Genomic DNA, 24,968 nt, shown 5'->3' with positions numbered 1-24,968 from the left:
CACATGTGGAACAACGTTCGCCAGCTCAACCTCGCCACCAGCGCGCTGCACCTGCTGTTCGTGGTGGCGCTCGTCCTGGCGGGGGCGCTGTGGCTGGTGCAGCGCCCGAGCTTCACGTTGCGCGAAATCCGGATCGACGGCGACACCGAGCACATCAACGCGCCCACTGTGCGGGCAAGCGTGATCGGCAAGCTGAAAGGCAATTTCTTCACCGTGGACCTGGACGCGGCACGCCAGGCGTTCGAGCAGATGCCGTGGGTGCGTCACGCGAGTGTGCGTCGCGTCTGGCCGAATGCGCTGGCTGTCACGCTGGAAGCGTACAAACCGTTGGGAACGTGGGGCAGCGATCAACTCGTGAGTGTGGACGGCGAGCTCTTCACCGCGAACCAGGGCGAGCTGGATCAGGAACTGCCGTCCTTCGACGGACCGGACGGCACCGCGCAGGAAGTCGTCGCGCGCTATCACGATTTCCAGAAGTGGTTTGCGCCCATCGGCGCGACGCCGGAAGACGTGACACTCTCGCCGCGCTACGCGTGGACAGTGAAGTTGTCGAACGGCATGCAGGTGGAGCTGGGCCGCGAGCGCAACAGCGACACGCTCGCAGATCGCACGCGGCGCCTCACGGCCGCATGGCAGGCGGTGACGCAACGCTGGGGGAAGGATATCGAGTATGCGGACTTGCGCTATCCGAACGGTTTCGCGATTCGTGCAGCGGGCATGCGTTTCATCAGCGAACCCGTCAAGGGCAAGAAGTAACAGGACATCACACGCAACGAGCACGCTATGAGTAAAGACTACAAGGATCTGCTGGTCGCCCTCGACATCGGGACGTCGAAGGTGGTGGCCGTCGTCGCCGAACTGAAGGGCGAGGGCCACTACGAGGTGATCGGCCTTGGACAGAGCGAATCGAAGGGGCTCAAAAAGGGCGTCGTGGTGAACATCGAGGCCACTGTGCAGTCTATCCAGCGAGCGCTCGAAGAAGCGGAGCTGATGGCCGACTGCAAGATCACGAATGTCTTCACCGGCATTGCGGGCAGCCACATTCGCAGCTTCAACTCGAGCGGCATGGTGGCGATCAAGGAGAAGGAGGTCACGCAGGCCGACGTGGCGCGCGTGATCGAAACCGCGAAGGCGATCAACATTCCGACCGATCAGCAGGTGCTGCACATCCTCACGCAGGAATTCATCATCGACGGTCAGGAGGATGTGCGCGAGCCGATCGGCATGAGCGGCATTCGCCTCGAAGTGAAGGTGCACATCGTGACGGGCGCGGTGAGTGCCGCGCAGAACATCGTGAAGTGCGTGCGCCGCTGCGGACTCGAAGTGAACGACCTGATCCTGCAACCGCTTGCGTCGTCGCTTGCGGTGCTGACGGAAGACGAGAAGGAACTGGGCGTGGTGCTCGTGGATGTGGGCGGCGGCACGACGGACATCGCGATTTTCAGCGAAGGCGCGATCCGCCATACCGCGGTGATTCCGATTGCGGGCGACCAGGTGACGAGCGATATCGCGATGGCATTGAGAACGCCAACGCCCGACGCCGAGGACATCAAGGTGAGCTACGGGATCGCGAAGCAGGCGCTGGCCGATCCCGACGAAATGATCGAAGTGCCGGGGCTTGGCGAGCGCGGTCCGCGCACGCTGTCGCGCCAGGCGCTGGCGGCGGTGATCGAGCCGCGCGTCGAAGAACTCTTTTCGCTCGTGCAGCAGGTGGTGCGCGAGTCGGGCTACGAAGAACTGCTGAGCTCGGGCGTCGTGCTGACGGGCGGCGCAGCGATGATGCCGGGCATGGTCGAGCTGGGCGAGGACATCTTCCTCAAGCCCGTACGCATCGGCGTGCCGGAATACGCGGGCGGCCTGGCGGACGTGGTGCGCAATCCGCGTTACTCGACGGCGATGGGCCTGCTCGTGGAAGGGCGCGCGCAGCGTATGCGCGGGCGCAAGGTGGCGGTGCAATCGGGCTCGATGAGCCAGGTGTTCACGCGCATGAAGGATTGGTTCCTCGGCAACTTCTGAAGCGAAGGGGCGAGGCAAAGGTTTCAGAAATACGCGCTGGTGCCGGCGGCCGGCGCGCGACAGGAGGTTGCCCGATCTCCTGCCGGATAACGGCCGAGTGGCAGCATTTTTTTCTTGACGGAGGCAACATGGAATTCCAGATGCTGGAAACGGAAACCAACGGCACCATCATCAAGGTGGTGGGTGTTGGTGGCGCTGGCGGCAACGCCGTGCAGCACATGATCAACCGCGGCGTGCAAGGCGTCGACTTCATCGTGATGAACACGGACGCCCAGGCGCTGTCGCGCTCGCGTGCACCGTCCGTGATCCAGCTTGGCATGACCGGTCTTGGCGCCGGCGCGAAGCCGGAGATGGGCCGCGCGGCAGCCGAAGAAGCTCGCGAGCGGATTGCCGACGCGCTGCGCGGCGCGCACATGGTGTTCATCACGGCCGGTATGGGCGGTGGCACCGGCACGGGCGCGGCACCCGTGGTCGCCCAGATCGCGAAAGAGATGGGCATTCTGACCGTGGGCGTGGTGAGCAAGCCGTTCGAATTCGAAGGCGGCAAGCGCATGCGCGTGGCAGAAGCAGGTTCGCAGCAACTGGAGGATCACGTCGACTCGCTGATCGTCGTTCTGAACGACAAGCTGTTCGAGGTGATGGGCGATGACGCCGAGATGGACAAGTGCTTCCAGTGCGCGGACGACGTTCTGAACAACGCGGTGGCCGGCATTGCCGAAATCATCAACGTCGATGGTCTCGTGAACGTCGACTTCGAAGACGTGAAGACGGTGATGGGCGAGCAGGGCAAGGCGATGATGGGCACGGCCACGGTGGCTGGCGTCGATCGCGCGCGCCTTGCGGCCGAACAGGCCGTGGCGAGCCCGCTGCTGGAAGGCGTGGATCTGTCGGGCGCGCGCGGCGTGCTGGTCAACATCACGTCGAGCCGCTCGCTGCGTCTGTCCGAAACGCGCGAAGTGATGAACACCATCAAGAGCTACGCGGCAGACGACGCCACGGTGATCTTCGGTGCCGTCTACGACGACGCAATGGGCGACGCGCTGCGCGTCACGGTGGTGGCCACGGGCCTTGGACGCGCGAGCAAGAAGCAGCAGTCCGCACCGATGACGCTGCTGCGCACCGGCACGGACAACCAGCCGGTCGCGGCCGTGCAGCACTCGTACGCGCCGCAGCAAGGCAACATGGCGGACTACGGCGCGCTCGACACGCCGGCGGTCTGGCGTACGTCGCGCGACACCGCGGCTTCGCACGTGCAGGCGCTGCAGGAGAAGGGCGTCGACACGTACGACATCCCGGCGTTCCTGCGCAAGCAGGCGGACTGACACGCCCGCGAGCACGTTCAGCCGCGGCGCGGTAGTATCGCGCCGTGATTGCTGACGGCACGCCGGCGTGGTGGCGAAATGCTAAACGAAGGCCGCGTTCCGTCCGGACGCGCGGCGCGTTGCCGTCTCCTGCGCTTTTGCGAGGGACGAAGGCAGACGCGACTGCGTGAAACGGTGACGACCGCGCGACATTCGTGAGGTGAACCGCCGTGCCGCTGACAGCGTGCTGTGTGCGTGACGGAATGCAGCGCATCGATGTGAAGGACGAGCGATGATCAAAGTGGGTGAAAGGCTGCCTGATGCGACGCTCTTCGAGTTTGTCGAAGATGCGCGCGAGGGCTGCACGATCGGGCCGAACAGTTTCGACGTGCAGGAAGCAACGCGTGCGAAGCGCGTGGTGATCTTCGGATTGCCAGGCGCGTTCACGCCGACCTGCTCGGCGAAGCACGTGCCGGGTTACGTCGAGAAGGCCGACGCGCTGCGTGCGGCAGGTATCGACGAAATCTGGTGCGTGTCGGTCAACGATGCGTTCGTGATGGGGGCGTGGGGACGCGATCAGCACACCGCGGGCAAGGTGCGCATGATGGCGGACGGTAGCGCCGTTTTCACCCGAGCGCTCGGTCTGGATCAGGATTTGTCGGCACGGGGCATGGGAGTTCGTTCCCAGCGCTATGCGATGGTGGTCGACGACGGCGTGGTCAAGACGCTCCATGTCGAAGCACCCGGCAAGTTCGAAGTCAGCGACGCCGCGAGCATTCTCGCCACGTTGAGCTAGCCGCAGCCGCGTCCGGCAAAGGCGCGTGGTGGTCGCCGTTGTGCGCCGCCAACGCTTGTGCCGTGCGGATGTGACGGGCTGTAACGCGGGCCGATGGCCGGAAACGCCTCCGTTCCGGTCGTCGGCCCGTCACGCTTGGCTGGGCGTAATAGCGGGAAACAGATTGTCACGCCGTGTGAAACGACGGGTCAGACGGTTTGGAGTATAATCGCCGCTATGAATTAAAATTCGCGATTGGGATTTTCAATCGAAAATAAGACACCATGTTGAAGCAGCGCACCATCAAATCGATCGTCAAGACCGTCGGCATCGGCTTGCACTCGGGCCGCAAGGTCGACCTGACGCTCCGTCCCGCGGCGCCGGACACGGGCATCGTCTTTTCGCGCGTGGATCTGCCCACGCCGGTGGATATCCCTGCCTCCGCGATGGCGATCGGCGATACCCGGCTGGCCTCGGTCCTGCAAAAGGATGGCGCGCGCGTCTCCACGGTGGAGCACTTGATGTCGGCGTGCGCGGGTCTGGGCATCGACAACCTGTACGTCGATGTCACCGCCGAAGAAATCCCGATCATGGATGGCAGCGCGGCGTCGTTCGTGTTCCTGATCCAGTCGGCGGGCATCGAGGAACAGCCTGCGCTGAAAAAGTTCATCAAGGTCACGAAGCCGGTTGAGATTCGCGAGGGCGACAAATTCGCGCGGCTCGATCCGTATTTCGGCTTCAAGCTCAAGTTCACCATCGACTTCCGCCATCCGGCCGTGGACAAGACCGGCCAGGCGCTCGAAGTCGATTTCGCGACCACCTCGTATGTCCGCGAAATCGCGCGTGCCCGCACGTTCGGTTTCGCTCACGAAGTGGAAATGATGCGCGAACTGGGCCTCGCGCGCGGCGGCAGCATGGACAACGCCATCGTGCTCGACGAGTACCGCATCCTGAACAACGACGGGCTGCGTTACGACGACGAGTTCGTCAAACACAAGATGCTCGACGCGATCGGCGACCTGTATGTGGTCGGTCATCCGTTGCTGGCTTCGTACACCGCGTACAAGTCGGGGCATGGCCTGAACAACGCGCTGCTGCGCGAGCTGCTCGCCCACGAAGACGCCTACGAAATCGTCACGTTCGAAGATACGCAGAAGGCCCCGCGCGGTTTCGGCTACGACGCCCAGACGGCATTCGCCTGAAGCCACTTCTGGCGTTTGCCCGAGGCCGTCCCGACTTCTTTCCGCTCGCTTTGCCCGTGTGGCCATGTGGCCCGTTTTCCGGGCGAACCCATTTCCTATTTCTTCAAATGCCGCGCGGCCATTCTGGCTAGCGCGGCCTGCAGCGGCGACGGGCTCAGCGCCTGACTCAACTCTTGCAGCGCCGTTGCGCCGGCAGGCGTCATGCGCGCCTCCTTGACGGGCGGCGGAGCCTTCATGGCCTGCGGGCGCACGCGAATTCTCAGCGACTCCACAGCCCATCCCCGTTGCTGAAGATCAGAAAGAAGCCGTGGCTCCAGGTGCCGCAGTCGCGCCGCGAGCGCGTTGTGCGCAGCGAACAGGACCAGTACGCCGTCCTTGATGAATCCGGGTTCGACGCTCGCCGAGAGGTACTCCGGCAGTAGCCGGGACAGATCCCGCTCCATTGCCGCAATCTGCTCGACGCCGGCGCGCAGCGGTGCGAACGCGTCCGTGCGGCTCAACACCTCGGCGACGGGCTGCGGCAGGCGGGGGGCGGATGGCCTTGAAAACGGCGAAAATCGGCTCATGTCCTTGTTTGGGTGGGCAACGTGAACGGCAGCACAGCGAGGCACGGGAACGGCGCGGCGTGCGTTGAAGCGTCGAGCTTTCGGGTGCCCCGATTGTAGCGCGGCGCCGGCCTTGCAGGCGCTGTCCGGCAAGCCTTTGCGGCGGCCCGAACGGTGCGAATCGGCCCGGCCCCGCGACCCAGACCTGACACAGGCGCAGACAGGGGCGCGTGCTAAAATGCCCGATTCGAATTCACTACTGGACTTAAGCCGCCGAGGTCCTTCCGCTCCGGGTGCATTTGGCAAGCATGCCCGGCCGAAAGCCGCGACGCAGAACCGATCCGATGATCAACGGTTTCCTACAGAAGATTTTTGGCAGCCGCAACCAGCGTCTGATCAAGCAATATCAAAAGACCGTCGCGGCCATCAATGCGCTCGAACCCCAGATCGAGCAATTGACCGATGAGCAGTTGCGCGCGAAGACGGACGAGTTCCGTCAGCGCGTTGCGAATGGCGAGTCGCTCGATCAACTGCTGCCCGAAGCCTTCGCGGTGTGCCGCGAGGCGAGCCGCCGCGTGCTCAAGATGCGCCACTTCGACGTGCAGCTGATCGGCGGCATGGTGCTGCATTACGGCAAGATCGCCGAAATGCGCACGGGCGAGGGCAAGACGCTCGTCGCCACGCTGGCCGCTTACCTGAACGCGCTGTCCGGGCGCGGCGTGCACGTGGTCACGGTGAACGACTACCTCGCTCAGCGCGACGCCGAGTGGATGGGGCGGCTCTACAACTTCCTCGGGCTCTCCGTGGGCGTGAACCTGTCGCAGATGGATCACGCGCTCAAGCAGGAAGCCTACGCGGCGGACATCACCTACGGCACCAACAACGAATTCGGTTTCGACTACCTGCGCGACAACATGGTCTACGAGACCGAGGCGCGGGTGCAGCGGCCGCTCAACTTCGCGGTCGTCGACGAGGTGGACTCCATCCTGATCGACGAAGCCCGCACGCCGCTCATCATCTCGGGCCAGGCCGAAGACCACACCGACCTCTACGTGCGCATGAACGCGCTGCCGCCGCTGCTTGAACGGCAGATCGGCGAAGAGCGCGCGGACGGCACGGGCGTCGAAAAGCCGGGTGACTACACGCTCGACGAGAAGGCGCGCCAGGTGTTCCTCACCGAGTCGGGGCACGAGAAGGCGGAGCGCCTTCTCGCCGAGTGGGGCCTCATCGGCGAGGGCGAGAGCCTTTACGCGCCGCAGAACATCACGTTGATGCACCACGTGTACGCGGCACTGCGCGCGCATACGCTGTTCTATCGCGACCAGCACTACGTCGTGCAGAACGGTGAAGTGATCATCGTCGACGAATTCACGGGCCGCCTGATGCAGGGCCGCCGCTGGTCAGATGGTCTGCACCAGGCCGTGGAAGCCAAGGAGCACGTGAAGATCCAGAGCGAGAACCAGACGCTCGCCTCGATCACGTTCCAGAATTACTTCCGCATGTACGCGAAGCTGTCGGGCATGACCGGTACCGCGGATACGGAAGCGTACGAGTTCAACGAGATCTACGGCCTTGAAACCGTCGTGATCCCGACCAACCGGCCGCCGAAGCGGATCGATCTGCAGGATCAGATCTACAAGACCGCGAAAGAGCGGTACGACGCGGTGATTCGCGACATCCGCGATTGTCATGAGCGTGGCCAGCCGGTGCTGGTCGGCACGACGTCGATCGAGAATTCGGAGCTGCTGTCGAACCTGCTCCAGAAGGCGGGTCTGCCGCACGAAGTGCTGAACGCGAAGCAGCACGCGCGCGAAGCAGCGATCGTCGCGGAAGCCGGGCGTCCAAAGCGCATCACGATCGCCACCAACATGGCCGGCCGCGGTACCGACATCGTGCTGGGCGGCAATGCCGAAAAGCAGGCCGCGTTCCTCGAAGCGGACGAATCGATTCCGGCCGACGAAAAGGCGCGCCGCATCCAGCAACTGCACGACGAATGGCAGGCGCTGCACGACCAGGTGAAGGCGGCGGGCGGTCTGCACATCATTGGTACCGAGCGTCACGAGTCGCGCCGTATCGACAACCAGCTGCGCGGTCGTGCCGGCCGTCAGGGCGATCCGGGCTCGTCGCGCTTCTATCTGTCGCTCGACGATCCGCTCTTGCGAATCTTCGCGGGCGACCGCGTGCGCGCCATCATGGACCGCCTCAAGATGCCGGAAGGCGAGGCGATCGAGGCGGGCATCGTCACGCGTTCCATCGAGTCGGCGCAGCGCAAGGTCGAGGCGCGCAACTTCGATATCCGCAAACAACTGCTCGAATACGACGACGTCTCCAACGACCAGCGCAAGGTGATCTACCAGCAGCGCAACGAGCTGCTCGAGGCGCAGGACATCACCGAAACCATCGGTGCGATGCGCCACGGCGTGGTCACGGATCTCGTCCGGCAGTTCGTTCCGCAAGGCAGCATCGAAGAGCAATGGGACGTGCCCGAACTCGAAGAAGCGCTGCGCAACGACTGGCAGCTCGACCTCGCCATTCAGGAGATGATCAACGAGTCGCAGTCGATCGATGCGGACGAGATTCTCGAGGCCGTACTCGCCGCCGCGGACGAAACTTACGAGCACAAGGTCGCGCTCGTGGGCCGCGAATCGTTCAGCGCGTTCGAGCGTTCGATCATGCTGCAGACGCTCGACCGCCACTGGCGCGAGCATCTCGCGGCGCTTGACCACCTGCGCCAGGGCATCCACCTGCGCGGCTATGCGCAGAAGAATCCGAAGCAGGAATACAAGCGCGAGGCGTTCGAACTCTTCGCCGCCATGCTCGACGCCGTCAAGCACGAAGTGACGCGGATTGTGATGAACGTCCAGATCCAGACGCCGGAGCAGCTCGAACAGGCGGCGGAGCAGTACGAAGAGGAAGGCAGCAGCCACCTGGAAAATGCCGAGTTCCGTCATGCCGAATTCGCCGAAGCGGCCGCTGTCGCGGCTTCTGCGGCGCCGGCTGCAGCGGACGCCGCTGCGTCGATGGTCGATCACGCCATGCAGTACGGCTCCGCGCAGGACAACCCCGTGCCGAAGGCTGCGCCCGCCGTCGCCAAGGTGGGCCGCAACGATCCCTGCCCGTGCGGCAGCGGCAAGAAGTACAAGCAGTGCCACGGCAAGATCGGCTGATGGCGAACGCGGCGCGTCCTTCATGGCGCGCCGTTTCGTCTCATGCCGCGCTGCGCCGTTGAGACTCCGGCGGCCTGGACTTTGTCCGGGCCTTTTTTGACCCTACGATGCCGGCTCACCCGCCACGCTTTGCCGCCGGCATTGCCTCTCCGACAGGTCGCCACCATGGCTGTCAATTTCCCCTCGATCGATCCCGCACAACTTCATCCTGTCTCCGGCGTGACGCTCGGCTGGGCTGAGGCCAACATCCGCAAACCGAACCGCAAGGATTTGCTGGTGATTTCCGTCGAAGAAGGTGCCACGGTTGCGGGCGTGTTTACGTCGAACCGCTTTTGCGCCGCGCCCGTGACGGTGTGCCGGGAACATCTCGCGCGTGTGCGAGAGGGCGGCAGCGGCATTCGCGCGCTCGTGGTGAACACGGGCAACGCCAATGCAGGGACCGGAGAGCCTGGCCTCGCGGTCGCACGCGAAACCTGCGCCGAACTCGCGCGTCTCGCGGGCATTGCGCCGGAGCAGGTGCTGCCGTTCTCGACGGGCGTGATTCTGGAGCCGCTGCCCATCGACCGCCTGAAGGCTGGCCTGCCGCAGGCGCTCGCCAACCGCGGTCCGGCGCACTGGTACGACGCGGCGCAGGCCATCATGACCACGGACACGCTGCCGAAGGCGGCCTCGCGCCAGGTCACCATCGACGGCCATACCGTGACGCTTTCTGGCATCAGCAAGGGCGCCGGCATGATCAAGCCGAACATGGCGACCATGCTGGGCTTCCTCGCCTTCGACGCCGCTGTGGCGCAGCCGGTGCTCGACGCACTCGTGAAGCACGCGGCGGACCGCTCGTTCAACTGCATCACGATCGACGGCGATACTTCCACCAACGATTCGTTCATTCTGATCGCGACCGGCAAGTCGAGCCTGCCTGCGATCACGTCGACCGAATCGCCCGCGTACGTAGCACTGCGCGACGCCGTGACGGAAATGGCGCAGGCGCTGGCGCAGTTGATCGTGCGCGACGGCGAAGGCGCGACGAAGTTCATCACGGTCCAGGTGGAAGAGGGCGCGAACGTGGGCGAGTGCCGCCAGGTCGCCTATGCGATCGGCCATTCGCCGCTCGTGAAAACGGCGTTCTACGCGTCGGACCCGAACCTCGGCCGCATTCTTGCCGCCATCGGTTATGCCGGCATCGCGGATCTCGACGTCGGAAAGGTCGAGGTCTATCTGGACGACGTGCTCGTTGCGCGCGCTGGCGGGCGCAATCCCGACTACCGCGAGGAAGACGGCCAGCGCGTCATGAAGAAGAGCGAGATCGCGGTGCGCGTGCGGCTAGGCCGCGGCGACGCGCAGGCCACCATCTGGACCTGCGACCTGTCGCACGACTACGTGAGCATCAACGCCGACTATCGTTCCTGATCCCGCACTTTTGCCATGGACAAGCTCGAACAGTTTCTGACCCGCGCCGAGGCTCTGCTCGGCCGCCTGGAGGCGGTGCTGCCGCCGCTCGCACCCGAGGTGGACTGGAACGCCGCAGTGGCGTTCCGTTGGCGCAAACGCCAGGGGCGCGGCTTCCTGCAGCCCGTTACGGCCATTTCCACCATCGCGCTCGATGATCTTCAGAACATCGACCGCCAGAAGGAACTGATCGAGCAGAACACGCGCCAGTTCGTCCACAGGCGGCCCGCCAACAATGTGCTGCTGACGGGCGCGCGCGGCACCGGCAAGTCGTCGCTGATCAAGGCCTGCCTGAACGCACACGCGAAGGACGGCCTGCGCCTGATCGAGGTCGACAAGGACGACCTGCATGATCTGGGCGATATCGTCGATCTGATTTCGCAGCGTCCCGAGCGCTTCATCGTGTTCTGCGACGACCTCTCGTTCGAGGAAGGCGAGTCGGGCTACAAGGCGCTCAAGGTCGCGCTGGACGGGTCGGTTGCCGCGCAATCGGACAACGTGCTGATCTATGCGACGTCGAACCGGCGCCATCTGCTGCCTGAGTACATGAGCGACAACGAGACGTACCGGCATATGCCGGACGGCGAGATCCATCCGGGCGAAGTGGTCGAGGAAAAGATCTCGCTGTCGGAGCGCTTCGGGCTCTGGGTCAGTTTCTATCCGTTCAAGCAGGACGACTACCTCGCGATCGTCGGGCACTGGCTGCGGCATTTCGGCTGCGACGACGCCGAAATCGAGGCGGCGCGCGGCGACGCGCTCGTCTGGGCGCTTGAACGTGGTTCGCGCTCGGGTCGGGTGGCGTGGCAGTTTGCCCGCGACTGGTCCGGCAGGAAGGCGTCGGTATGACGGGCGCGGCGAGTGGGGCAGCAGCAGCGGGCGCCAGCGCGCAACGGCCTGTGACCGAAGTCGCGGTCGGTGTGCTCGTGAAGCCGGACGGACGGTACCTGCTGGCGCAGCGGCCGGCGGGCAAGCCGTATGAGGGCTACTGGGAATTTCCGGGCGGCAAGCTGGAAGCCGGTGAATCGGTGGAGGCCGCGCTCGCGAGAGAGCTTCACGAAGAACTCGGCATCGAGGTGACGGCCTCTCACCTGTGGCACACGCTCGAACACGACTATCCGCATGCTTACGTGCGGCTGTACTTCTGCAAGGTCACTGAATGGGAAGGCGAGCCCCACGGGCGTGAAGGCCAGGCGTTCGTCTGGCAGACACTGCCGGCGGACGTGTCGCCGCTCTTGCCGGCGACGATTCCCGTGCTGGAGTGGCTTGCGGCGGAGTGAGGTGATTCAGTCAGTGCGTGGTGGGTGGCTGCACGCGCTTCCGGCTTCTGGCGGACGCCTGCCACACGCGCTTACTGCGGCCGTGTATCGATGGGTGGCGCGTCGTCCGGCGGCGTCTCTTCTTCGTTGCCGCCGATCCGGTACTTTTCCGCTGCCCACGCCCCCAGATCGATCTGCTTGCAGCGCTCCGAGCAAAACGGGCGGTAACGGTTTTCAGGTACCCAGCGGACTTCCTTTCCGCAAGTCGGGCATTTGACGACAGTGGCAGTCATTCGGCTAGACGTTCGATTGTGCTGAGGGGCTGTACACGATGCGCGTCGGGCATCTTCCTGATCGCAGCGTTCCGTTCATCCGGTGGGTGAGGCCACCGGGTAGCTTAGAGGCTACACAACGTCAGTTGAAACGGCACGTCGACATCGACAGCTCGTGGCCGCAAGTCGCCGTCCTGCACCATGAAGCGCACCCACAGCATGTACTTGTTCGCGCTTGCTTCCGGAATGACGCGCAATTCCGGTGCCACGCGCACTTGCATCAACTGATACGAGCGGCCCGACAGCATTTGCTGGTAGCTTCCCTGCATTGCCATTACCTTCGACGCCTGGCCCGATTCGCGTGCGAGCCGTAGCACGATGGCGGCCGCATCGCGTAGCGGCAACAGCGGCGTGACCCACTTTGCGATGTCCTGACGCCGCTGATCCGGGTGCGACTGCTGCCAGGCGTAGTACGACGGAAGATCGAATTTGCAGGTGCCGCCGGGAATGATGGTGCGGCTGCGGATGCTTGCGAGCCACTCGTTGTCTGCAAGATGCTGGCCAGTTTTGCCTTGCATCTGGCCGAGTCCTGCGAGCGTTTGTTCGATCTCGCCGAGCACAGCCTCAAGCGCGTTCTGTTCGATGCCGGGGTTGCCGCGGAATGGTGCCAGCGTCTGGCGCTGACGCTCGAGTTCCTTCATCAGATCCGACTTCAGATCGGCGCGGCCCGCAACTTCCGATATCTCGAACAGCGTCGTGAGCGCAACGTGATGCTCCCGTGCATCTTCCTGAGTGAGGAAGAACGTGAAGCGCTCGAACAGATCCTCGAGGCGCAACAGCGTGCGGATTCGCTCGTTGAAGGGATACTCGTAAAGAATCAAGCGCGCTCGCCTCGGCGTGGTCGGTGACAGGATTGCAGGACATTCTAATGCCGTGAGACTACCGTCGCAATCGCGCACTTTCATGGCGAGGCACCTGCCGCGGCGCCGTGACGCGCCCCGGAAAGCATGCGTTGATCGCGCTGCGTGGGGCGGCTGGCCGTTCGTTCACCGTATTGTCATGGACTGCGTCTTTCCTGCACGCGCCCAACTTGGCTTCGCCCGCACGCTTCTACGGCTGGTGTGGTTTGCGCACTTGCTCGCTCGCGAGGGCAAGATACCGGCGATGGAGCGTCTCGACCTGAGCAGTCAGGGCATCAATCGACGAGCCGTCGTTCACGACGACGTCGTCCGCGGCAGTGAGTCGGGCTTCGCGGGAAGCCTGACGGGCGATGATTGCAAGCACCTGTTCCCGCGTGAATCCGTTTCGCTTCATGACCCGTTCGATCTGCGTTTCGATGGCGCAGTCGACGACGAGAACGCGATCCACCCGTGTTTTCCAGTCTCCCGACTCCACGAGCAAAGGAACGACGACGATTACGTACGGTCCGTGCGCTTCGCGTCGTTCGCGATCCGCCTCGGCGCGAATGAGCGGATGCGTGATGGCTTCGAGCCGCTTGCGCGCGGAGTCGTCCGAGAAGACGAGCGAACGCATGCGTGCCCGGTCCAGCGACCCATCCGCCGCCGCGAAGGAGGGGCCAAACTCCGCGACGATAGGTGGCATGGCGAGACCACCTGGCGCTGTGATGCGATGGGCGATGAAGTCTGTATCGACCACAGGAACGCCGCGTGCCGCGAACAGATCCGCAACGGTCGACTTGCCGCTTCCGATCCCTCCGGTGAGCCCAACGGAGAACATGAAACACGCTCCCAAATACGAAGTTAGAACGCGAAGTTAAAACGGCGTGAAATAAAACGGTGTGCCGAGAAACAGGGTAGCGAGCCCTCCGGCTGCGAGAAAAGGACCGAACGGCAGCGGCTCTTCGAAACGCATACGGCCTGTCCACGTTGCGACGAGTCCGACGACTGCGCCCGCAACAGCGGCAATCACGACGATCTGCGGCAACGCGGTCCATCCGAGCCACGCGCCGAGCGCCGACAGCAGCTTGAAGTCGCCATAGCCCATTCCCTCCACGCCACGCACCAGCCGGAACAGCCAGTAGACGCACCAGAGTGCGAGATAGCCCGCAATGGCACCGATCACGGCGTCGTGCAGGCTCACGAACGTACTGCTCAGATTGACGATGAGGCCGGCCCACAGCAGCGGCAACGTCATCGAGTCGGGCAGCAACTGGTGGTCGAGGTCGATGGCGCTGACCGCTAGCAGCGTAGCGCACAGGCCGAAGGCGACCAGCGCCTTGCCGGTAGGACCAAATGCGGCGAGGGCGGCCACTGCGCACAGCGCACTCGCGAGTTCGATGAGCGGGTAGCGCACGCTCACACGTGTCTTGCAGTTCGAACAGCGTCCACGCAGCAGCAGCCAGCTGAGCACCGGGATGTTTTCCCACGCGTGCAGCACGTGGCCGCAGTGCGGGCACGCGCTGCGCGGCAGCCACAGGTTGTAGCGCGGCGGCAGGCCATCTTCAGGAAAGAGCTGACCGGTTGCATCGGTTACTTCGGCACGCCACGCCCGGTCCAGCATGATGGGCAGACGATGCACGATGACGTTGAGAAAGCTGCCGATCACGAGCCCGATGACGATCGCGAAGCCGAACTGCACGCTCTGCGGCAACGCGCCGAAAGCGAGCGCAAGTGCGCTGGGCGGATGCCCCGCGACACCGGTTAAGCCGCTTCGCGCGGTATCGGACAGGAACGGAAAGAAAGCGGACATGGACGGATGACGGAATCTGGCAGCGATGCTACACCACGTTGCCGAGTTGAATGATGGGAAGATACATGGCGATCACGAGCCCACCTACGAGCGCCCCAAGCACGACGATCACGAGCGGCTCGCAGAGGCTCGATAGTGTGGCGATCTTTTCGTCGACCTGACGATCGGCGAGTGCGGCGACATCGAGCAGCATGGCATCCAGCGCCCCCGATTCCTCTGCAACCGCAACGGGCTGCACTACGTCGGAGGGGAAGCACTGCGCCGCACGCATGGCGGCCGCGAGCCGTTCGCCACGAGTCAGGCGGCTCGCGATGCCGGCGCTTGCCTGGTCGAAGAACGCGTTCCCGCTTGCGCGCGAGAGCGAGGCGAAGGCGTCGGCAAGCGGTGTGCCGGCCGCGAGAAGCGTTCCGAGCGCGCGGCTCCAGCGAGCGGCGCAGAGGGTTTTTAGAAGCGGGCCGGCAATGGGGATGCCGAGCACGAATCGCCCGAACCGCACGCGTGCCGTGTCGGAACGCCTCAAGAGCCAGCGCAGTGCGAAGGAGGAGCCGACAACGAGCGCCGCCAACGGACCGCTCCAGCGCGCTGCGGCGTTCGAGAGCGCAAGCACCGTTCGGGTGGGGGCAGGCAAGGCGGCGCCAAAGCCATCGAAGATCTGTTTGAAAGTGGGGACCACCCATATGAGCAGTGCCGCCGTGATCGCCACGGCGAACAGCAGGACGGCAACGGGATAAGTCAGCGCAGAGCGCACCTTGGCGCGTTGCGCGGCGGCGCGCTCGCGGTCGTCTGCGATTCGGGCGAGCACGGCCGGCAACGCGCCGGAGGCTTCTCCGACTGCGACCAGTTGGCAGTAGAGCGGACCGAACTGCGCCGGATGCCGGCCGAGCGCCGCAGAAAAGCCGATGCCCGCGGCAATGTCGCGTGAAAGTGCCGCCGCGATGCGCGGCATGCCGCGCGGACCTTCCGCCTGCGCGAGCAGATTCAGCGCGGGCGCGAGCGGCAGCCCGGCGCGCAAGAGGCTGGCGAGTTGACGCGTGAACAACGAAACGTCGGCGTGGGCCGCTTTGGGTCTCGGCGCGGTGCCGCGCATCACAAGTTCGAGTGCGAATACGTTGTCTCGTTTGAGCACTTCGCGCGCCTGAGTGGCATTTGGCGCGACAAGCGAGCCGCGCCGCGGTGCCCCGGAGGCGTCTATGCCACGCCACGCAAAGCGCAGTTCGCGGACGACAGCGTTCGCCTCGGCTTGTTCGGCGCTCATGCCACCTCCGTGGCGGAGAGCGCTTCGTCGAGACTCGTGGTGCCGTCGCAGACTCGCGCGAGCGCGGCTTCGCGCAGGCTTGCCACGTGTTCGGCGCGAGCCTGCCTCGCGATTTCGTGGCTCCCCGCGCGTTGAACGATGAGTTCGCGCGTGACCTCTGAGACCGGCATCACCTCGTGCACGCCGATTCGCCCGCGATAGCCGATGCCGTGGCAGTCGGCGCACCCGCAGGGCGAGTAGGGCAAGCAGTCGTCGGCACGGTCACCGGCCACCGCTCGCCACGCCCCCAAATCTTTTGCCGGCATACGACACCCGGCACACAGCCGCCGCACGAGCCGCTGCGCAGTCACCATGCGCAACGCCGCAGCAAGGTTATAGGGCGCCACGCCGATGTCGATCATGCGGGCGATGGCGGCTGGTGCGTCGTTCGTATGCAGCGTCGAGAGGACGAGATGGCCTGTCTGGGCAGCCTTCACCGCGACGTCGGCTGTTTCCTCGTCGCGGATTTCGCCGACCATGATGACGTCGGGATCCTGGCGCAGAAATGCGCGCAGGGCGACCGCGAACGTGAGCCCCGCCTTCTCCCGAACGCTAACCTGGTTGATGCCGGCAAGCTGAATTTCGGCGGGGTCTTCCACCGAGCACACGTTGCGCGATTCCGTGTTGAGCATCTGCAGGAAGCAGTACAGGGAGAGCGTCTTGCCGCTGCCAGTCGGACCGGTCACGAGCACAAGGCCGTGCGGGGCGCGGATCGCGGTTTCCACGGTGTGCTGCTGTGCCTGACCGAGTCCGAGTGCCGCGAGCGAGAGATCGGCAGGAAGCGCATCGAGGCGTCGCAGCACAAGCTTTTCGCCAAACAGCGTGGGCAACGAGTTGACGCGATAGTCTTCGTTGCGCTCACCTGTGAGCGCAAGACGCAGCCGCCCGTCCTGCGGCACGCGCCGTTCGGCGATATCCATTCGTGCGAGCACTTTCACCCGCGTAACGAACGCATCGCGCAAATGGGCAGGCGGTCGCGCGAGTTCGTGAAGCACGCCGTCGACGCGCAGCCTCAAACGCCAGCCGTGTTCGAAGGGCTCGATGTGCACGTCGGACGCGTTGCGTTGCGCAGCTTGTTCGAGCGTATCGGCGAGCAGCCGGACTGCGGGCGTGTTGTCCGTGTCGCGGAGCGCGGGCGGCGTATCGGCAGGGCGAGCCCGAGTTGGCGAGCTTGCTGGGATGGCGCCGGCTGCGGTTCGAGCGCTCGCGGTGCCGCCGGTCACACTGCCAGGAAGGGGAGCCGGGACCAAATGGCCTTCCTGCGGCGAGGTCGGCCCGTATGGCCGCGAACGCTCCGATTGGGCGTGCTGCGTTTGCGAGGTAAAAGGGGACGTCGAACGAGACATCGAAAACCGGCGCTGTGCCGCCTGCGAAAGATGATGGTTCATCATCGGTCACAGACGGTTCGACCGGCATTCGTCCGGATGGCTAACGCTGCGATGCCTGCATGGTCTTGCTGCCTTTCGTGCCGCCTTTCATGCGGCCTTTTGCGCCGGGCCTGAACAGCTTCACGGTGCGGATAGCCTGATCGTCGCTTCGCATCACCTCCAGCTTCACGTCGCCGATCTGCACGCAGACGTCTCCGTCCGGAATTTCCTCGAGAATTTCGAGGATCAGACCGTTGAGCGTCTTGGGTCCGTCGGTTGGCAACGAAATCTGCAACCAGCGATTCAGCTCGCGCAGCGGCATGGCGCCCGACACAATGCATTCGCCTTCCTCGTTCCATCCGCCGCGCCCTGCGCCGCTGCGGGGCATGGATGTGGTGAACTCGCCGATCAGTTCCTCGATGATGTCTTCCGGCGTGACGAGCCCCTGAAGTTCGCCGTACTCGTTGACGACGAGCGCCGTGCGCTGCCGCGATTCCTGGAAGTACTGGAGCTGCTGGAACACGGGCGTGCCGGTCGGTACGAAATAGGGCTCCGCGAGCAGTTCACGCAGCGTTTCGCGCTCCAGTTCCTGGTTGTGCAGCGCCGCCAGCGTTTTGCGCACGTGAAGAATGCCCAATACACGGTCGATGTCGCCCTGGTAGACGACCAGCTTGTTGTGGTAGCAGGTTTCGAGCTGGTGAAGGATGTCCTCGAGCGGTGCTTCGAAGTCGAGCGCCTCCATCCGGCGGCGCGGGATCATGACATCGTCGACAGTGATGTTTTCCAGATCGAAGAGGTTCAGCAGGATGCTGCGGTGCTTGGTAGGCATGAAGCTGCCTGATTCGAGCACGATGGTGCGCAGCTCTTCGGTGGACAGGCGCTGCTCGCGCGCGCCTTTGGTGTTGATGTGCAGCAGCCTGAGCAGGCTGTTGGCGAAGAGGTTCACGAGCCAGACCACCGGTTTTGTGATCCGCATCAACGGGGCGATGAGCAGACTTGCCGGCAACGCGATCTTCTCGGGATAGGTGGCGCCGACAATTTTCGGCGTGATTTCGGCAAACACGATGATGAGGAACGCGACGATGCCGGTCGCGATGGAGAGCACCACGTTGTCATGGCCGAACGTATGCAGCGCGATCGACGTGGTGAGCACCGGAATGATGGTGTTGAACAGATTGTTGCCGATCAGGATGACCGAGAGCAGCAGGTCAGTACGGGCGAGCAGCCCTTGCGTGACCTTTGCACCGAGGACGCCCCGGCTTGCCAGATGTTTGAGGCGATGACGGTTGATGGCCATCATCGCCGTCTCGGAGATGGAGAAGAAGCTGGAGCAGATGAGCAGCAGGAAAACCGCGCCTATCTGCGCCCATAAGGGGAGTTGTTCCACGCGTCGAGAGGGAAGAGGAAATAGGGATGGGAAAACTATATCAGAGGGGGATGACGCTTCCAGTCTGGCCGGATGGCGAGACTGTTGTGCTATCCGGAAATCGCGGGCGAAAAAAAACCGCGCAACGGTGCGCGGTTTTTCAGTAATTCTGGTCGGGGTGAGAGGATTCGAACCTCCGGCCTCTACGTCCCGAACGTAGCGCTCTACCAGGCTAAGCTACACCCCGAATTAGACTCTCGTGACGTTTCAGTCTTGTTCAGGACTGGCGCGTCGTCGAGTAAGAACATAATTCTAGCAGGCTTTCCTTGTAAATGGAATCTGGGAACGAAGAAATTGCCGCGGCGGCCGCACGCGCTTCTTGTTTCGCACATTCCAGCGTGTGGTCGAGCGCACCGGAGCGCGTGATGGCGGCGAAGATATCCTCGAAACGGTCTGTACCGCCTTGCTCGATGGCTTCGCGGGCGAGTGCCGACTCGGCCGGCGTGCCGTGCTCGATGAGCCAGATCAGCGGCAGCGTGGGTTTGCCTTCGCGCAGATCGTCGCCTGCATTCTTGCCCATGGACTCCGCCGTGCCCGTGTAGTCGAGCCAGTCGTCCATGATCTGGAAAGCCGTGCCGATGCGCCGGCCGTACTCGGCAGCAGCCTCTTCGGTCTTCGCATCAGCACCGGACAGCACGGCGCCCAACTGCGCTGCCGCTTCGAAGAGCTTCGCCGTCTTGTAGCGGATCACCTGCATGTAGCGCGCCTCGTCCACGTCCGCGTCGTGCATGTTGAGGAGCTGCAGGACTTCGCCTTCGGAGATGATGTTGGTGGCTTCGGCGAGAATTTCCATCACGCGCATCTTGCCGACGCCCACCATCATCTGGAACGAGCGGGAATACAGGAAGTCGCCCACCAGCACGCTGGCCGCGTTGCCGAAGAGCGCATTCGCTGTTTGCCGGCCGCGCCGCAGATCCGATTCGTCGACCACGTCGTCGTGCAGCAGCGTTGCCGTGTGGATGAACTCGATCACGGCGGCCAGCTCGTACCGGTGCCCGGTGCGCTCGCCGAGCGCACCCGCCACGAGAAGCAGCAGCGCGGGACGCAAGCGCTTGCCACCAGCGCCGATGATGTACTCGGAGATCTGGTTGATCAGCATCACCTCGGACGCCAGACGTTGCCGGATGACACGGTTCACCTGCTCCATGTCTTCAGCAATCGGGGCAAGCAGGGTGGCGGCGTTGGGGGCAGAAGTGGCGGTCGACGACATGATGGTGAGAATGGGTAGTGCCGCGAATTATAAGGCGAACGGGCACATCCCGGGCTTTGGCGCGGTGGTGCAAGGGCGGCTGCGGCCGGCGAATGCCTTGCCGGCGTTGGCTGGCAAGGCGGGAGCACGCTGTGACTGACGGTGGCGCGAGGGCCATGAATGAGCTTTGACCTTGCTTCTAACTCTATGTATAATCACGGGTTTCCGCGCGCGGTGCGTCGGAAAAACGAATCCAGAGTGAGGTTTTCAATGTACGCGGTCATAAAAACCGGCGGCAAGCAGTACAAGGTTGCCGTTGGCGAAAAACTTAAAGTAGAACAGATACCGGCTGACATTGACGCAGAAATCACGCTCGACCAGGTTCTCGCAGTGGGCGAAGGCGAATCGATCAAGTTCGGTACGCCGCTGGTCAGTGGGGCTTCCGTCAAGGCCACCGTTGTGTCGCACGGTCGTCACGCCAAAGTGACCATCTTCAAGATGCGTCGCCGGAAGCACTACCAGAAGCATGGCGGCCACCGCCAGAACTACACCGAACTGCGCATCGACGCGATCAACGCGTAAGCGCAACGGTCAAGGAGCAATCACATGGCACACAAAAAGGCAGGCGGCTCGTCACGCAACGGCCGCGATTCCGAGTCGAAACGACTGGGCGTCAAAGTGTACGGCGGTCAGGCAATCAATGCCGGCGGCATCATCGTGCGTCAGCGCGGCACGCGCATGCACCCGGGTGACAACGTCGGCATCGGCAAGGATCACACGCTGTACGCGCTGGTCGACGGCCACGTCAAGTTCACGACGAAGGGCGCAGCCCGGAAGCACACGGTCGTCGTCGTCCCGGCAGCAGCCTGAGCGGCCCTTCAGGCACGGGTAACTGACCGGATGAAAGGCCCCGCGAAGTTTGCGGGGCCTTTTTCATTGGTGCTGCGAACGCGCTGCGCGCTCGCATGAGGACAATCGCGGACTCAATTCCCTTGGCCGTTCGGTCAGTTGGTGTCGGCCCGCGCAGCGCGGCAAAATAGCGAAAACACGGGACGGAGTAACGCATGAAGTTCATTGACGAAGCGAAGATCGAAGTCATCGCCGGCGATGGGGGCGATGGCAGCGCGTCGATGCGCCGCGAGAAGTTCGTCCCGTTCGGCGGCCCCGACGGCGGGGACGGCGGACGCGGCGGTAGCGTCTATGCCATCGCGGACCGCAACATCAACACGCTGATCGACTACCGCTATACAAAAAAGCATCAGGCGCGCAATGGCGAGAATGGCCGCGGCTCGGACTGCTACGGCAAGGGCGGCGACGACATCACGCTGCGCATGCCCGTCGGCACAATCATTACCGATATCGACACTGGCGAACTGATTGCCGATCTGACCGAGCACAACCAGCGTGTGCTGGTCGCGAAGGGTGGTGCCGGTGGTTTGGGCAATCTGCACTTCAAGTCGTCTACGAACCGGGCGCCGCGCCAGAAGACGGAGGGCAAGCCCGGCGAGCGCCGCATGGTGCGACTGGAGCTGAAGGTGCTCGCAGACGTTGGCCTGCTCGGTATGCCGAACGCGGGCAAGTCCACCTTCATTTCGTCTGTCTCGAACGCGAAGCCGAAGATTGCCGATTACCCGTTCACGACGCTCGCGCCCAATCTCGGTGTGGTGCGCGTGGCGCCTGGCAAGAGCTTTGTCATCGCGGATATTCCGGGGCTGATCGAGGGGGCCGCGGAGGGTGCGGGACTCGGGCACCAATTCCTGCGCCACTTGCAGCGCACCGGGCTGCTGCTGCATCTCGTGGACCTTGCGCCATTCGACGAGGGCACGGATCCGGTCGCTGAAGCGAAAGCGATCGTCAACGAACTGCGCAAGTACGACGAGTTGCTCTATCAGAAGCCTCGCTGGCTGGTGCTGAACAAGCTCGACATGGTGCCGGAAGGAGAGCGCGAAGTGCGCGTGGCCGACTTCGTCAAGCGCTTCGAGTGGGACGGCCCTGTCTTCGAAATTTCCGCGCTCACGGGCCAAGGCTGCGAAAACCTCTGCTACGCCGTGTACGACTACGTCGCCGCCCATTCTGACGCCCGGCGTGCCGAAGAGGCCGAAGATCTGGCCTCCGACGTGCGGTTTCGCGGCGCGCCTGGCGCGTCCGGTCAGAATGAGGGCGAGGCTGGAACAGCACCAGACCCGTCGCAAGGGTAGGCTATATGTTCCGCCGGTGTTCGCAATGACTCGTGCGCCGGCGTTCCTCCAGCATCATCAGTTATCGCGGAGATTGCGCAGCATGCGTTCCGTCATTGCCGATTCCCGGCGTCTCGTTGTGAAAGTGGGATCGAGCCTCGTCACCAACGACGGGCGTGGGCTCGATCACGAGGCTATCGGCCGCTGGGCCGCACAGATCGCGGCGTTGCGCAGCGCAGGCAAGGAAGTGGTGCTGGTGAGTTCGGGGGCGATCGCGGAGGGTATGCAGAGGCTTGGCTGGACGAAGCGTCCGCGCGAAATCGACGAACTGCAGGCTGCCGCTGCGGTGGGGCAAATGGGGCTCGCGCAGGTCTACGAGAGCCGCTTCGCCGAGCATTCCATCCGCACCGCGCAAATTCTGCTCACGCACGGGGACCTCGCCGACCGCGAACGCTATCTCAACGCGCGTTCCACGCTGCTGACGCTGCTGCGGCTGGGTGTGGTGCCGATCATCAACGAGAACGACACAGTGGTTACCGACGAAATCAAGTTCGGTGACAACGACACGTTGGGGGCGCTGGTCGCGAACCTGATCGAAGGCGACGCGCTCATCATTCTCACGGATCAGCGCGGCCTCTATACCGCCGATCCGCGCAAGGATCCGAACGCGACGCTCGTGGCCCAGGCCGACGCCGGCGCGCATGAGCTCGAGGCCATGGCCGGCGGCGCGGGCTCAAGCATCGGCCGTGGCGGCATGCTCACGAAGATTCTGGCCGCCAAGCGCGCCGCTCACAGTGGCGCGAACACCGTGATCGCGAGCGGCCGGGAGTCCGACGTGCTGCTACGACTTGCCGCAGGCGAGGCGATCGGCACCCAGCTGATCGCGCGTACGGCGCGTATGACGGCGCGCAAGCAATGGATGGCCGACCATCTCCAGGTGCGTGGCCACGTGGTGATCGACGACGGCGCTGTCGAGAAGCTCACGTCAGGCGGCAAGAGCCTGCTACCGATCGGCGTCGTCGCCGTGCAGGGCGCCTTTGCGCGCGGCGAGGTGATCGCCTGTTTGAATGGCACGGGCGTCGAGGTGGCGCGCGGCATCACCAATTACAGCAGTGCCGAAGCCAAACTGATCCAGCGCCACCCGAGCGGGGAGATCGAGTCCGTGCTCGGCTACATGCTCGAGCCCGAACTGATCCACCGCGACAACCTGGTACTGATCTGACGGCTTGGCGCCGTCAGTCGGTCAGTGAATGAGCGAAGTCGCGGTGCGCTTGTAGCGCATGTTCTCGACGATCCGTTGCGCCGAACCCGTCGGAATCTTGTTCGCGCAGAAGTAATCCTGATACAGCGCGGCCTGATAGGCATTCAGGTTGCCGTTCTCGATTCGCTTCCAGTCGGTTGCGACCGAGCGGTCCCAGCCGTCGTGATCGGCGTTCAGACCAGCGTACTGGCGCCACTCATAGGTATCGCAGCGGATCCCTTCGTAGTTGACGTTACGCGCGCCGGTCGGGCTGGTGATTACCACCGTGTAGCGCACCACGCCGTCGCTGCCTACCGAAACCGAGCCCGCGTCCACCCCGAAGCTGAGCGGCGTGTTCTGCGAGACGTCGAACGGCAACAGGCGTGCGCCAGGCTGCGGCAGGGGAGGAAGTGTCTCGACTTTGTTCTCCGTCCAGTTCGCGGGCTTGTCGAACAGGTAGGTGAACACGCTGTCGTCCTGGTTGGTTTTGGGCTGCGTGCTGGAGCAGGCAGCGAGAAGCGCCCCGGTGGCGACGCACGCCACGGCCAAAGCAAATCGTTTCAATATGATGTCCTCGAAACGCCGGCGGTTCGTTCGAACGAATCACCGGCGGCAGCGGCGCGTGAAGTGCCGCCAGAAGTGCCACGACAGGCAGGTACAGTCCGCCGCTCCAACCGTTCAACGAAGAACGGTCGAAACAGCGGCAAAACGATCAGGAGGCCGGGTCTATGCTGCGAACGGTCAGGCTTTCCATCGATCCGCAGTCACCCTCCACAGTGGTGTGGATGGTCGTTGTCTCGACGGTCACGAGCGTTTGCGAAATCGTCGCCGCCTCGTGGGCAGACGACGCGACACGGGGGTACCGCGCTCCATGCGCATGTGCCCCACTGCGCTCGGGGCGCGGCGCAGGGCGCCGCAGAAAACGCGACAATTCCGTCAGCGCAAGCTGATAGACATCCCGCTTGAACTCGATCACGGCGTCGAGCGGCACCCAGTATTCATTCCAGCGCCAGGCGTCGAACTCGGGGTGATCGGTCGCTCGCAGACAGATGTCGCAGTCGCGTCCGAGCATCCTGAGCAGGAACCAGATCTGCTTCTGGCCGCGGTAGTGACCGCGCACCTCGCGCTTGATGAACTTGTCGGGCACCTCATAACGCAACCAGTCGCGCGTGCGACCAATGATCTTGACGTGCTCTGGATGCAGGCCGGTTTCTTCGTGCAACTCCCGATACATCGCCTGCATGGGGGTCTCACCGTACTTGATGCCCCCTTGCGGAAACTGCCAGGAATGTTCGCGAAGCCGTTTGCCCCAAAACACCTCGTTGTGAGCGTTCAAGAGGATGATGCCGACGTTCGGGCGAAAGCCTTCACGATCCAGCATACAACCACCTTCGAATCCTTTAAAATTGCTTTGATTATAAACAGATAACGGTCCTGACGCACCGGACAGGCACCAGGTTGGAACAATTTCCCGTCGCAGCGCGCAGCGTGGCGGCAGGGGTGCCCGGACACCGGGCCCGCCGCGGGGAATGGTTTGGCGTTTCCACCGCCACGCAGGTCCGGAAATCCCACCGTTTGACCTTCTT

General features: G+C 63.8%; 24 protein-coding genes and 1 tRNA gene. 13 read left to right on the top strand and 12 right to left on the bottom strand.

Going from position 1 to position 24,968, the window contains the following annotated elements; translation table 11 throughout:
• Positions 1-3: 3 nt before the first annotated feature.
• The 5 genes from P2869_RS15130 (at position 4) to lpxC (ending at position 5,294) form a co-directional block, all read left to right on the top strand.
• A complete protein-coding gene (locus P2869_RS15130; protein WP_277596897.1) occupies positions 4-756 on the top strand; it encodes a cell division protein FtsQ/DivIB in 753 nt (250 codons plus the stop codon).
• Positions 757-783: 27 nt separating this feature from the next.
• On the top strand, positions 784-2,016 hold the full coding sequence (gene ftsA, locus P2869_RS15125) for a cell division protein FtsA (RefSeq protein WP_017777120.1): 1,233 nt from the start codon (positions 784-786) through the stop codon (positions 2,014-2,016).
• Between the two features lie 128 nt (positions 2,017-2,144).
• Complete coding sequence (ftsZ, locus tag P2869_RS15120) at positions 2,145-3,338, top strand: cell division protein FtsZ (protein ID WP_017777119.1); 1,194 nt, start codon at positions 2,145-2,147, stop codon at positions 3,336-3,338.
• A gap of 271 nt (positions 3,339-3,609) precedes the next feature.
• A complete protein-coding gene (locus P2869_RS15115; RefSeq protein WP_277596896.1) occupies positions 3,610-4,113 on the top strand; it encodes a peroxiredoxin in 504 nt (167 codons plus the stop codon).
• 263 nt (positions 4,114-4,376) lie between these two features.
• Positions 4,377-5,294 (top strand): UDP-3-O-acyl-N-acetylglucosamine deacetylase, encoded by a 918-nt coding sequence (gene lpxC / locus P2869_RS15110; RefSeq protein WP_017777117.1) that lies wholly within the window; start codon positions 4,377-4,379, stop codon positions 5,292-5,294.
• Positions 5,295-5,389: 95 nt separating this feature from the next.
• On the opposite strand, the gene P2869_RS15105 is transcribed toward lpxC, so the two are convergent.
• Positions 5,390-5,860 (bottom strand): DUF721 domain-containing protein, encoded by a 471-nt coding sequence (locus tag P2869_RS15105; RefSeq protein WP_277596895.1) that lies wholly within the window; start codon positions 5,858-5,860, stop codon positions 5,390-5,392.
• Between the two features lie 323 nt (positions 5,861-6,183).
• Here P2869_RS15105 and secA point away from each other — a divergent pair, with 323 nt between their 5' ends.
• The 4 genes from secA to P2869_RS15085 all read left to right on the top strand — a co-directional run bounded on the left by secA (position 6,184) and on the right by P2869_RS15085 (position 11,729).
• Complete coding sequence (secA, locus tag P2869_RS15100) at positions 6,184-9,006, top strand: preprotein translocase subunit SecA (RefSeq protein WP_126877989.1); 2,823 nt, start codon at positions 6,184-6,186, stop codon at positions 9,004-9,006.
• Positions 9,007-9,171: 165 nt separating this feature from the next.
• Positions 9,172-10,413, top strand: a complete 1,242-nt coding sequence (gene argJ / locus P2869_RS15095) for a bifunctional glutamate N-acetyltransferase/amino-acid acetyltransferase ArgJ (protein ID WP_277596894.1) — start codon at positions 9,172-9,174, stop codon at positions 10,411-10,413.
• Positions 10,414-10,428: 15 nt separating this feature from the next.
• Complete coding sequence (locus P2869_RS15090; RefSeq protein WP_017777113.1) at positions 10,429-11,298, top strand: ATP-binding protein; 870 nt, start codon at positions 10,429-10,431, stop codon at positions 11,296-11,298.
• A complete protein-coding gene (locus P2869_RS15085; RefSeq protein ID WP_277596893.1) occupies positions 11,295-11,729 on the top strand; it encodes an NUDIX domain-containing protein in 435 nt (144 codons plus the stop codon). Before P2869_RS15090 ends, P2869_RS15085 begins: the two co-directional genes overlap by 4 nt.
• A gap of 71 nt (positions 11,730-11,800) precedes the next feature.
• Here the strand turns inward: P2869_RS15085 and yacG are convergent, their stop codons facing one another.
• The 9 genes from yacG to P2869_RS15040 all read right to left on the bottom strand — a co-directional run bounded on the left by yacG (position 11,801) and on the right by P2869_RS15040 (position 19,986).
• A complete protein-coding gene (yacG, locus tag P2869_RS15080) occupies positions 11,801-12,001 on the bottom strand; it encodes a DNA gyrase inhibitor YacG (protein ID WP_199543786.1) in 201 nt (66 codons plus the stop codon).
• Between the two features lie 104 nt (positions 12,002-12,105).
• On the bottom strand, positions 12,106-12,861 hold the full coding sequence (gene zapD / locus P2869_RS15075) for a cell division protein ZapD (protein WP_017777111.1): 756 nt from the start codon (positions 12,859-12,861) through the stop codon (positions 12,106-12,108).
• Between the two features lie 229 nt (positions 12,862-13,090).
• Positions 13,091-13,717, bottom strand: a complete 627-nt coding sequence (gene coaE / locus P2869_RS15070) for a dephospho-CoA kinase (RefSeq protein ID WP_277596892.1) — start codon at positions 13,715-13,717, stop codon at positions 13,091-13,093.
• Positions 13,718-13,753: 36 nt separating this feature from the next.
• Positions 13,754-14,689 (bottom strand): A24 family peptidase, encoded by a 936-nt coding sequence (locus P2869_RS15065; RefSeq protein ID WP_277596891.1) that lies wholly within the window; start codon positions 14,687-14,689, stop codon positions 13,754-13,756.
• A 28-nt stretch (positions 14,690-14,717) separates the two neighbouring features.
• Positions 14,718-15,944 (bottom strand): type II secretion system F family protein, encoded by a 1,227-nt coding sequence (locus P2869_RS15060; protein WP_277596890.1) that lies wholly within the window; start codon positions 15,942-15,944, stop codon positions 14,718-14,720.
• The gene (locus tag P2869_RS15055) at positions 15,941-17,164 is read right to left on the bottom strand and encodes a GspE/PulE family protein (protein ID WP_051062084.1); all 1,224 of its coding nucleotides are present in this window, start codon (positions 17,162-17,164) and stop codon (positions 15,941-15,943) included. Before P2869_RS15055 ends, P2869_RS15060 begins: the two co-directional genes overlap by 4 nt.
• A 247-nt stretch (positions 17,165-17,411) precedes the next feature.
• Positions 17,412-18,737, bottom strand: coding sequence for an HlyC/CorC family transporter (locus P2869_RS15050; protein WP_051062070.1), 1,326 nt, complete (start codon positions 18,735-18,737; stop codon positions 17,412-17,414).
• Between the two features lie 149 nt (positions 18,738-18,886).
• Positions 18,887-18,963, bottom strand: a tRNA-Pro gene (locus P2869_RS15045).
• A gap of 30 nt (positions 18,964-18,993) precedes the next feature.
• Positions 18,994-19,986: a polyprenyl synthetase family protein gene (locus tag P2869_RS15040; RefSeq protein WP_026121911.1), complete on the bottom strand. Its 993-nt coding sequence runs from the start codon at positions 19,984-19,986 to the stop codon at positions 18,994-18,996.
• Positions 19,987-20,235: 249 nt separating this feature from the next.
• Between P2869_RS15040 and rplU the strand changes: the two genes are divergently transcribed.
• From rplU to proB, 4 genes are all read left to right on the top strand, one after another.
• Positions 20,236-20,547 (top strand): 50S ribosomal protein L21, encoded by a 312-nt coding sequence (gene rplU, locus P2869_RS15035; RefSeq protein WP_006025184.1) that lies wholly within the window; start codon positions 20,236-20,238, stop codon positions 20,545-20,547.
• Between the two features lie 24 nt (positions 20,548-20,571).
• Positions 20,572-20,835, top strand: coding sequence for a 50S ribosomal protein L27 (gene rpmA / locus P2869_RS15030; protein WP_017777104.1), 264 nt, complete (start codon positions 20,572-20,574; stop codon positions 20,833-20,835).
• A gap of 194 nt (positions 20,836-21,029) precedes the next feature.
• Positions 21,030-22,163 carry an Obg family GTPase CgtA gene (cgtA, locus tag P2869_RS15025; protein ID WP_042302543.1) on the top strand — a complete coding sequence of 378 codons (1,134 nt, stop codon included), beginning with the start codon at positions 21,030-21,032 and terminating at the stop codon, positions 22,161-22,163.
• Positions 22,164-22,245: 82 nt separating this feature from the next.
• Positions 22,246-23,364, top strand: coding sequence for a glutamate 5-kinase (gene proB / locus P2869_RS15020; protein WP_017777102.1), 1,119 nt, complete (start codon positions 22,246-22,248; stop codon positions 23,362-23,364).
• 21 nt (positions 23,365-23,385) lie between these two features.
• On the opposite strand, the gene P2869_RS15015 is transcribed toward proB, so the two are convergent.
• Together P2869_RS15015 and P2869_RS15010 are read right to left on the bottom strand one after the other, a co-directional pair.
• Positions 23,386-23,946 carry a CNP1-like family protein gene (locus P2869_RS15015; protein ID WP_277596889.1) on the bottom strand — a complete coding sequence of 187 codons (561 nt, stop codon included), beginning with the start codon at positions 23,944-23,946 and terminating at the stop codon, positions 23,386-23,388.
• Between the two features lie 148 nt (positions 23,947-24,094).
• Positions 24,095-24,763 carry an RNA pyrophosphohydrolase gene (locus P2869_RS15010; protein ID WP_277596888.1) on the bottom strand — a complete coding sequence of 223 codons (669 nt, stop codon included), beginning with the start codon at positions 24,761-24,763 and terminating at the stop codon, positions 24,095-24,097.
• Between the last annotated feature and the right edge of the window lie 205 nt (positions 24,764-24,968).

The sequence above is a fragment of the Paraburkholderia sp. SUR17 genome, from assembly GCF_029536165.1.
In the GTDB taxonomy this organism is placed as follows: Bacteria; Pseudomonadota; Gammaproteobacteria; order Burkholderiales; family Burkholderiaceae; genus Paraburkholderia; species Paraburkholderia kururiensis.
The sequence above is the reverse complement of the archived record's forward strand: the minus strand, read 5'-3'. Positions and strand labels throughout refer to the sequence as shown.

Excerpts from the sequence above, each read along its gene's own strand:
- P2869_RS15130 (WP_277596897.1), top strand. The coding sequence starts at position 4 with ATGTGGAACAACGTTCGCCAGCTCAACCTCGCCACCAGCGCGCTGCAC.
- ftsA (WP_017777120.1), top strand. The coding sequence starts at position 784 with ATGAGTAAAGACTACAAGGATCTGCTGGTCGCCCTCGACATCGGGACG.
- ftsZ (WP_017777119.1), top strand. The coding sequence starts at position 2,145 with ATGGAATTCCAGATGCTGGAAACGGAAACCAACGGCACCATCATCAAG.
- P2869_RS15115 (WP_277596896.1), top strand. The coding sequence starts at position 3,610 with ATGATCAAAGTGGGTGAAAGGCTGCCTGATGCGACGCTCTTCGAGTTT.
- lpxC (WP_017777117.1), top strand. The coding sequence starts at position 4,377 with ATGTTGAAGCAGCGCACCATCAAATCGATCGTCAAGACCGTCGGCATC.
- P2869_RS15105 (WP_277596895.1), bottom strand. The coding sequence starts at position 5,860 with ATGAGCCGATTTTCGCCGTTTTCAAGGCCATCCGCCCCCCGCCTGCCG.
- secA (WP_126877989.1), top strand. The coding sequence starts at position 6,184 with ATGATCAACGGTTTCCTACAGAAGATTTTTGGCAGCCGCAACCAGCGT.
- argJ (WP_277596894.1), top strand. The coding sequence starts at position 9,172 with ATGGCTGTCAATTTCCCCTCGATCGATCCCGCACAACTTCATCCTGTC.
- P2869_RS15090 (WP_017777113.1), top strand. The coding sequence starts at position 10,429 with ATGGACAAGCTCGAACAGTTTCTGACCCGCGCCGAGGCTCTGCTCGGC.
- P2869_RS15085 (WP_277596893.1), top strand. The coding sequence starts at position 11,295 with ATGACGGGCGCGGCGAGTGGGGCAGCAGCAGCGGGCGCCAGCGCGCAA.
- yacG (WP_199543786.1), bottom strand. The coding sequence starts at position 12,001 with ATGACTGCCACTGTCGTCAAATGCCCGACTTGCGGAAAGGAAGTCCGC.
- coaE (WP_277596892.1), bottom strand. The coding sequence starts at position 13,717 with ATGTTCTCCGTTGGGCTCACCGGAGGGATCGGAAGCGGCAAGTCGACC.
- P2869_RS15065 (WP_277596891.1), bottom strand. The coding sequence starts at position 14,689 with ATGTCCGCTTTCTTTCCGTTCCTGTCCGATACCGCGCGAAGCGGCTTA.
- P2869_RS15060 (WP_277596890.1), bottom strand. The coding sequence starts at position 15,944 with ATGAGCGCCGAACAAGCCGAGGCGAACGCTGTCGTCCGCGAACTGCGC.
- P2869_RS15040 (WP_026121911.1), bottom strand. The coding sequence starts at position 19,986 with ATGTCGTCGACCGCCACTTCTGCCCCCAACGCCGCCACCCTGCTTGCC.
- rplU (WP_006025184.1), top strand. The coding sequence starts at position 20,236 with ATGTACGCGGTCATAAAAACCGGCGGCAAGCAGTACAAGGTTGCCGTT.
- rpmA (WP_017777104.1), top strand. The coding sequence starts at position 20,572 with ATGGCACACAAAAAGGCAGGCGGCTCGTCACGCAACGGCCGCGATTCC.
- cgtA (WP_042302543.1), top strand. The coding sequence starts at position 21,030 with ATGAAGTTCATTGACGAAGCGAAGATCGAAGTCATCGCCGGCGATGGG.
- proB (WP_017777102.1), top strand. The coding sequence starts at position 22,246 with ATGCGTTCCGTCATTGCCGATTCCCGGCGTCTCGTTGTGAAAGTGGGA.
- P2869_RS15010 (WP_277596888.1), bottom strand. The coding sequence starts at position 24,763 with ATGCTGGATCGTGAAGGCTTTCGCCCGAACGTCGGCATCATCCTCTTG.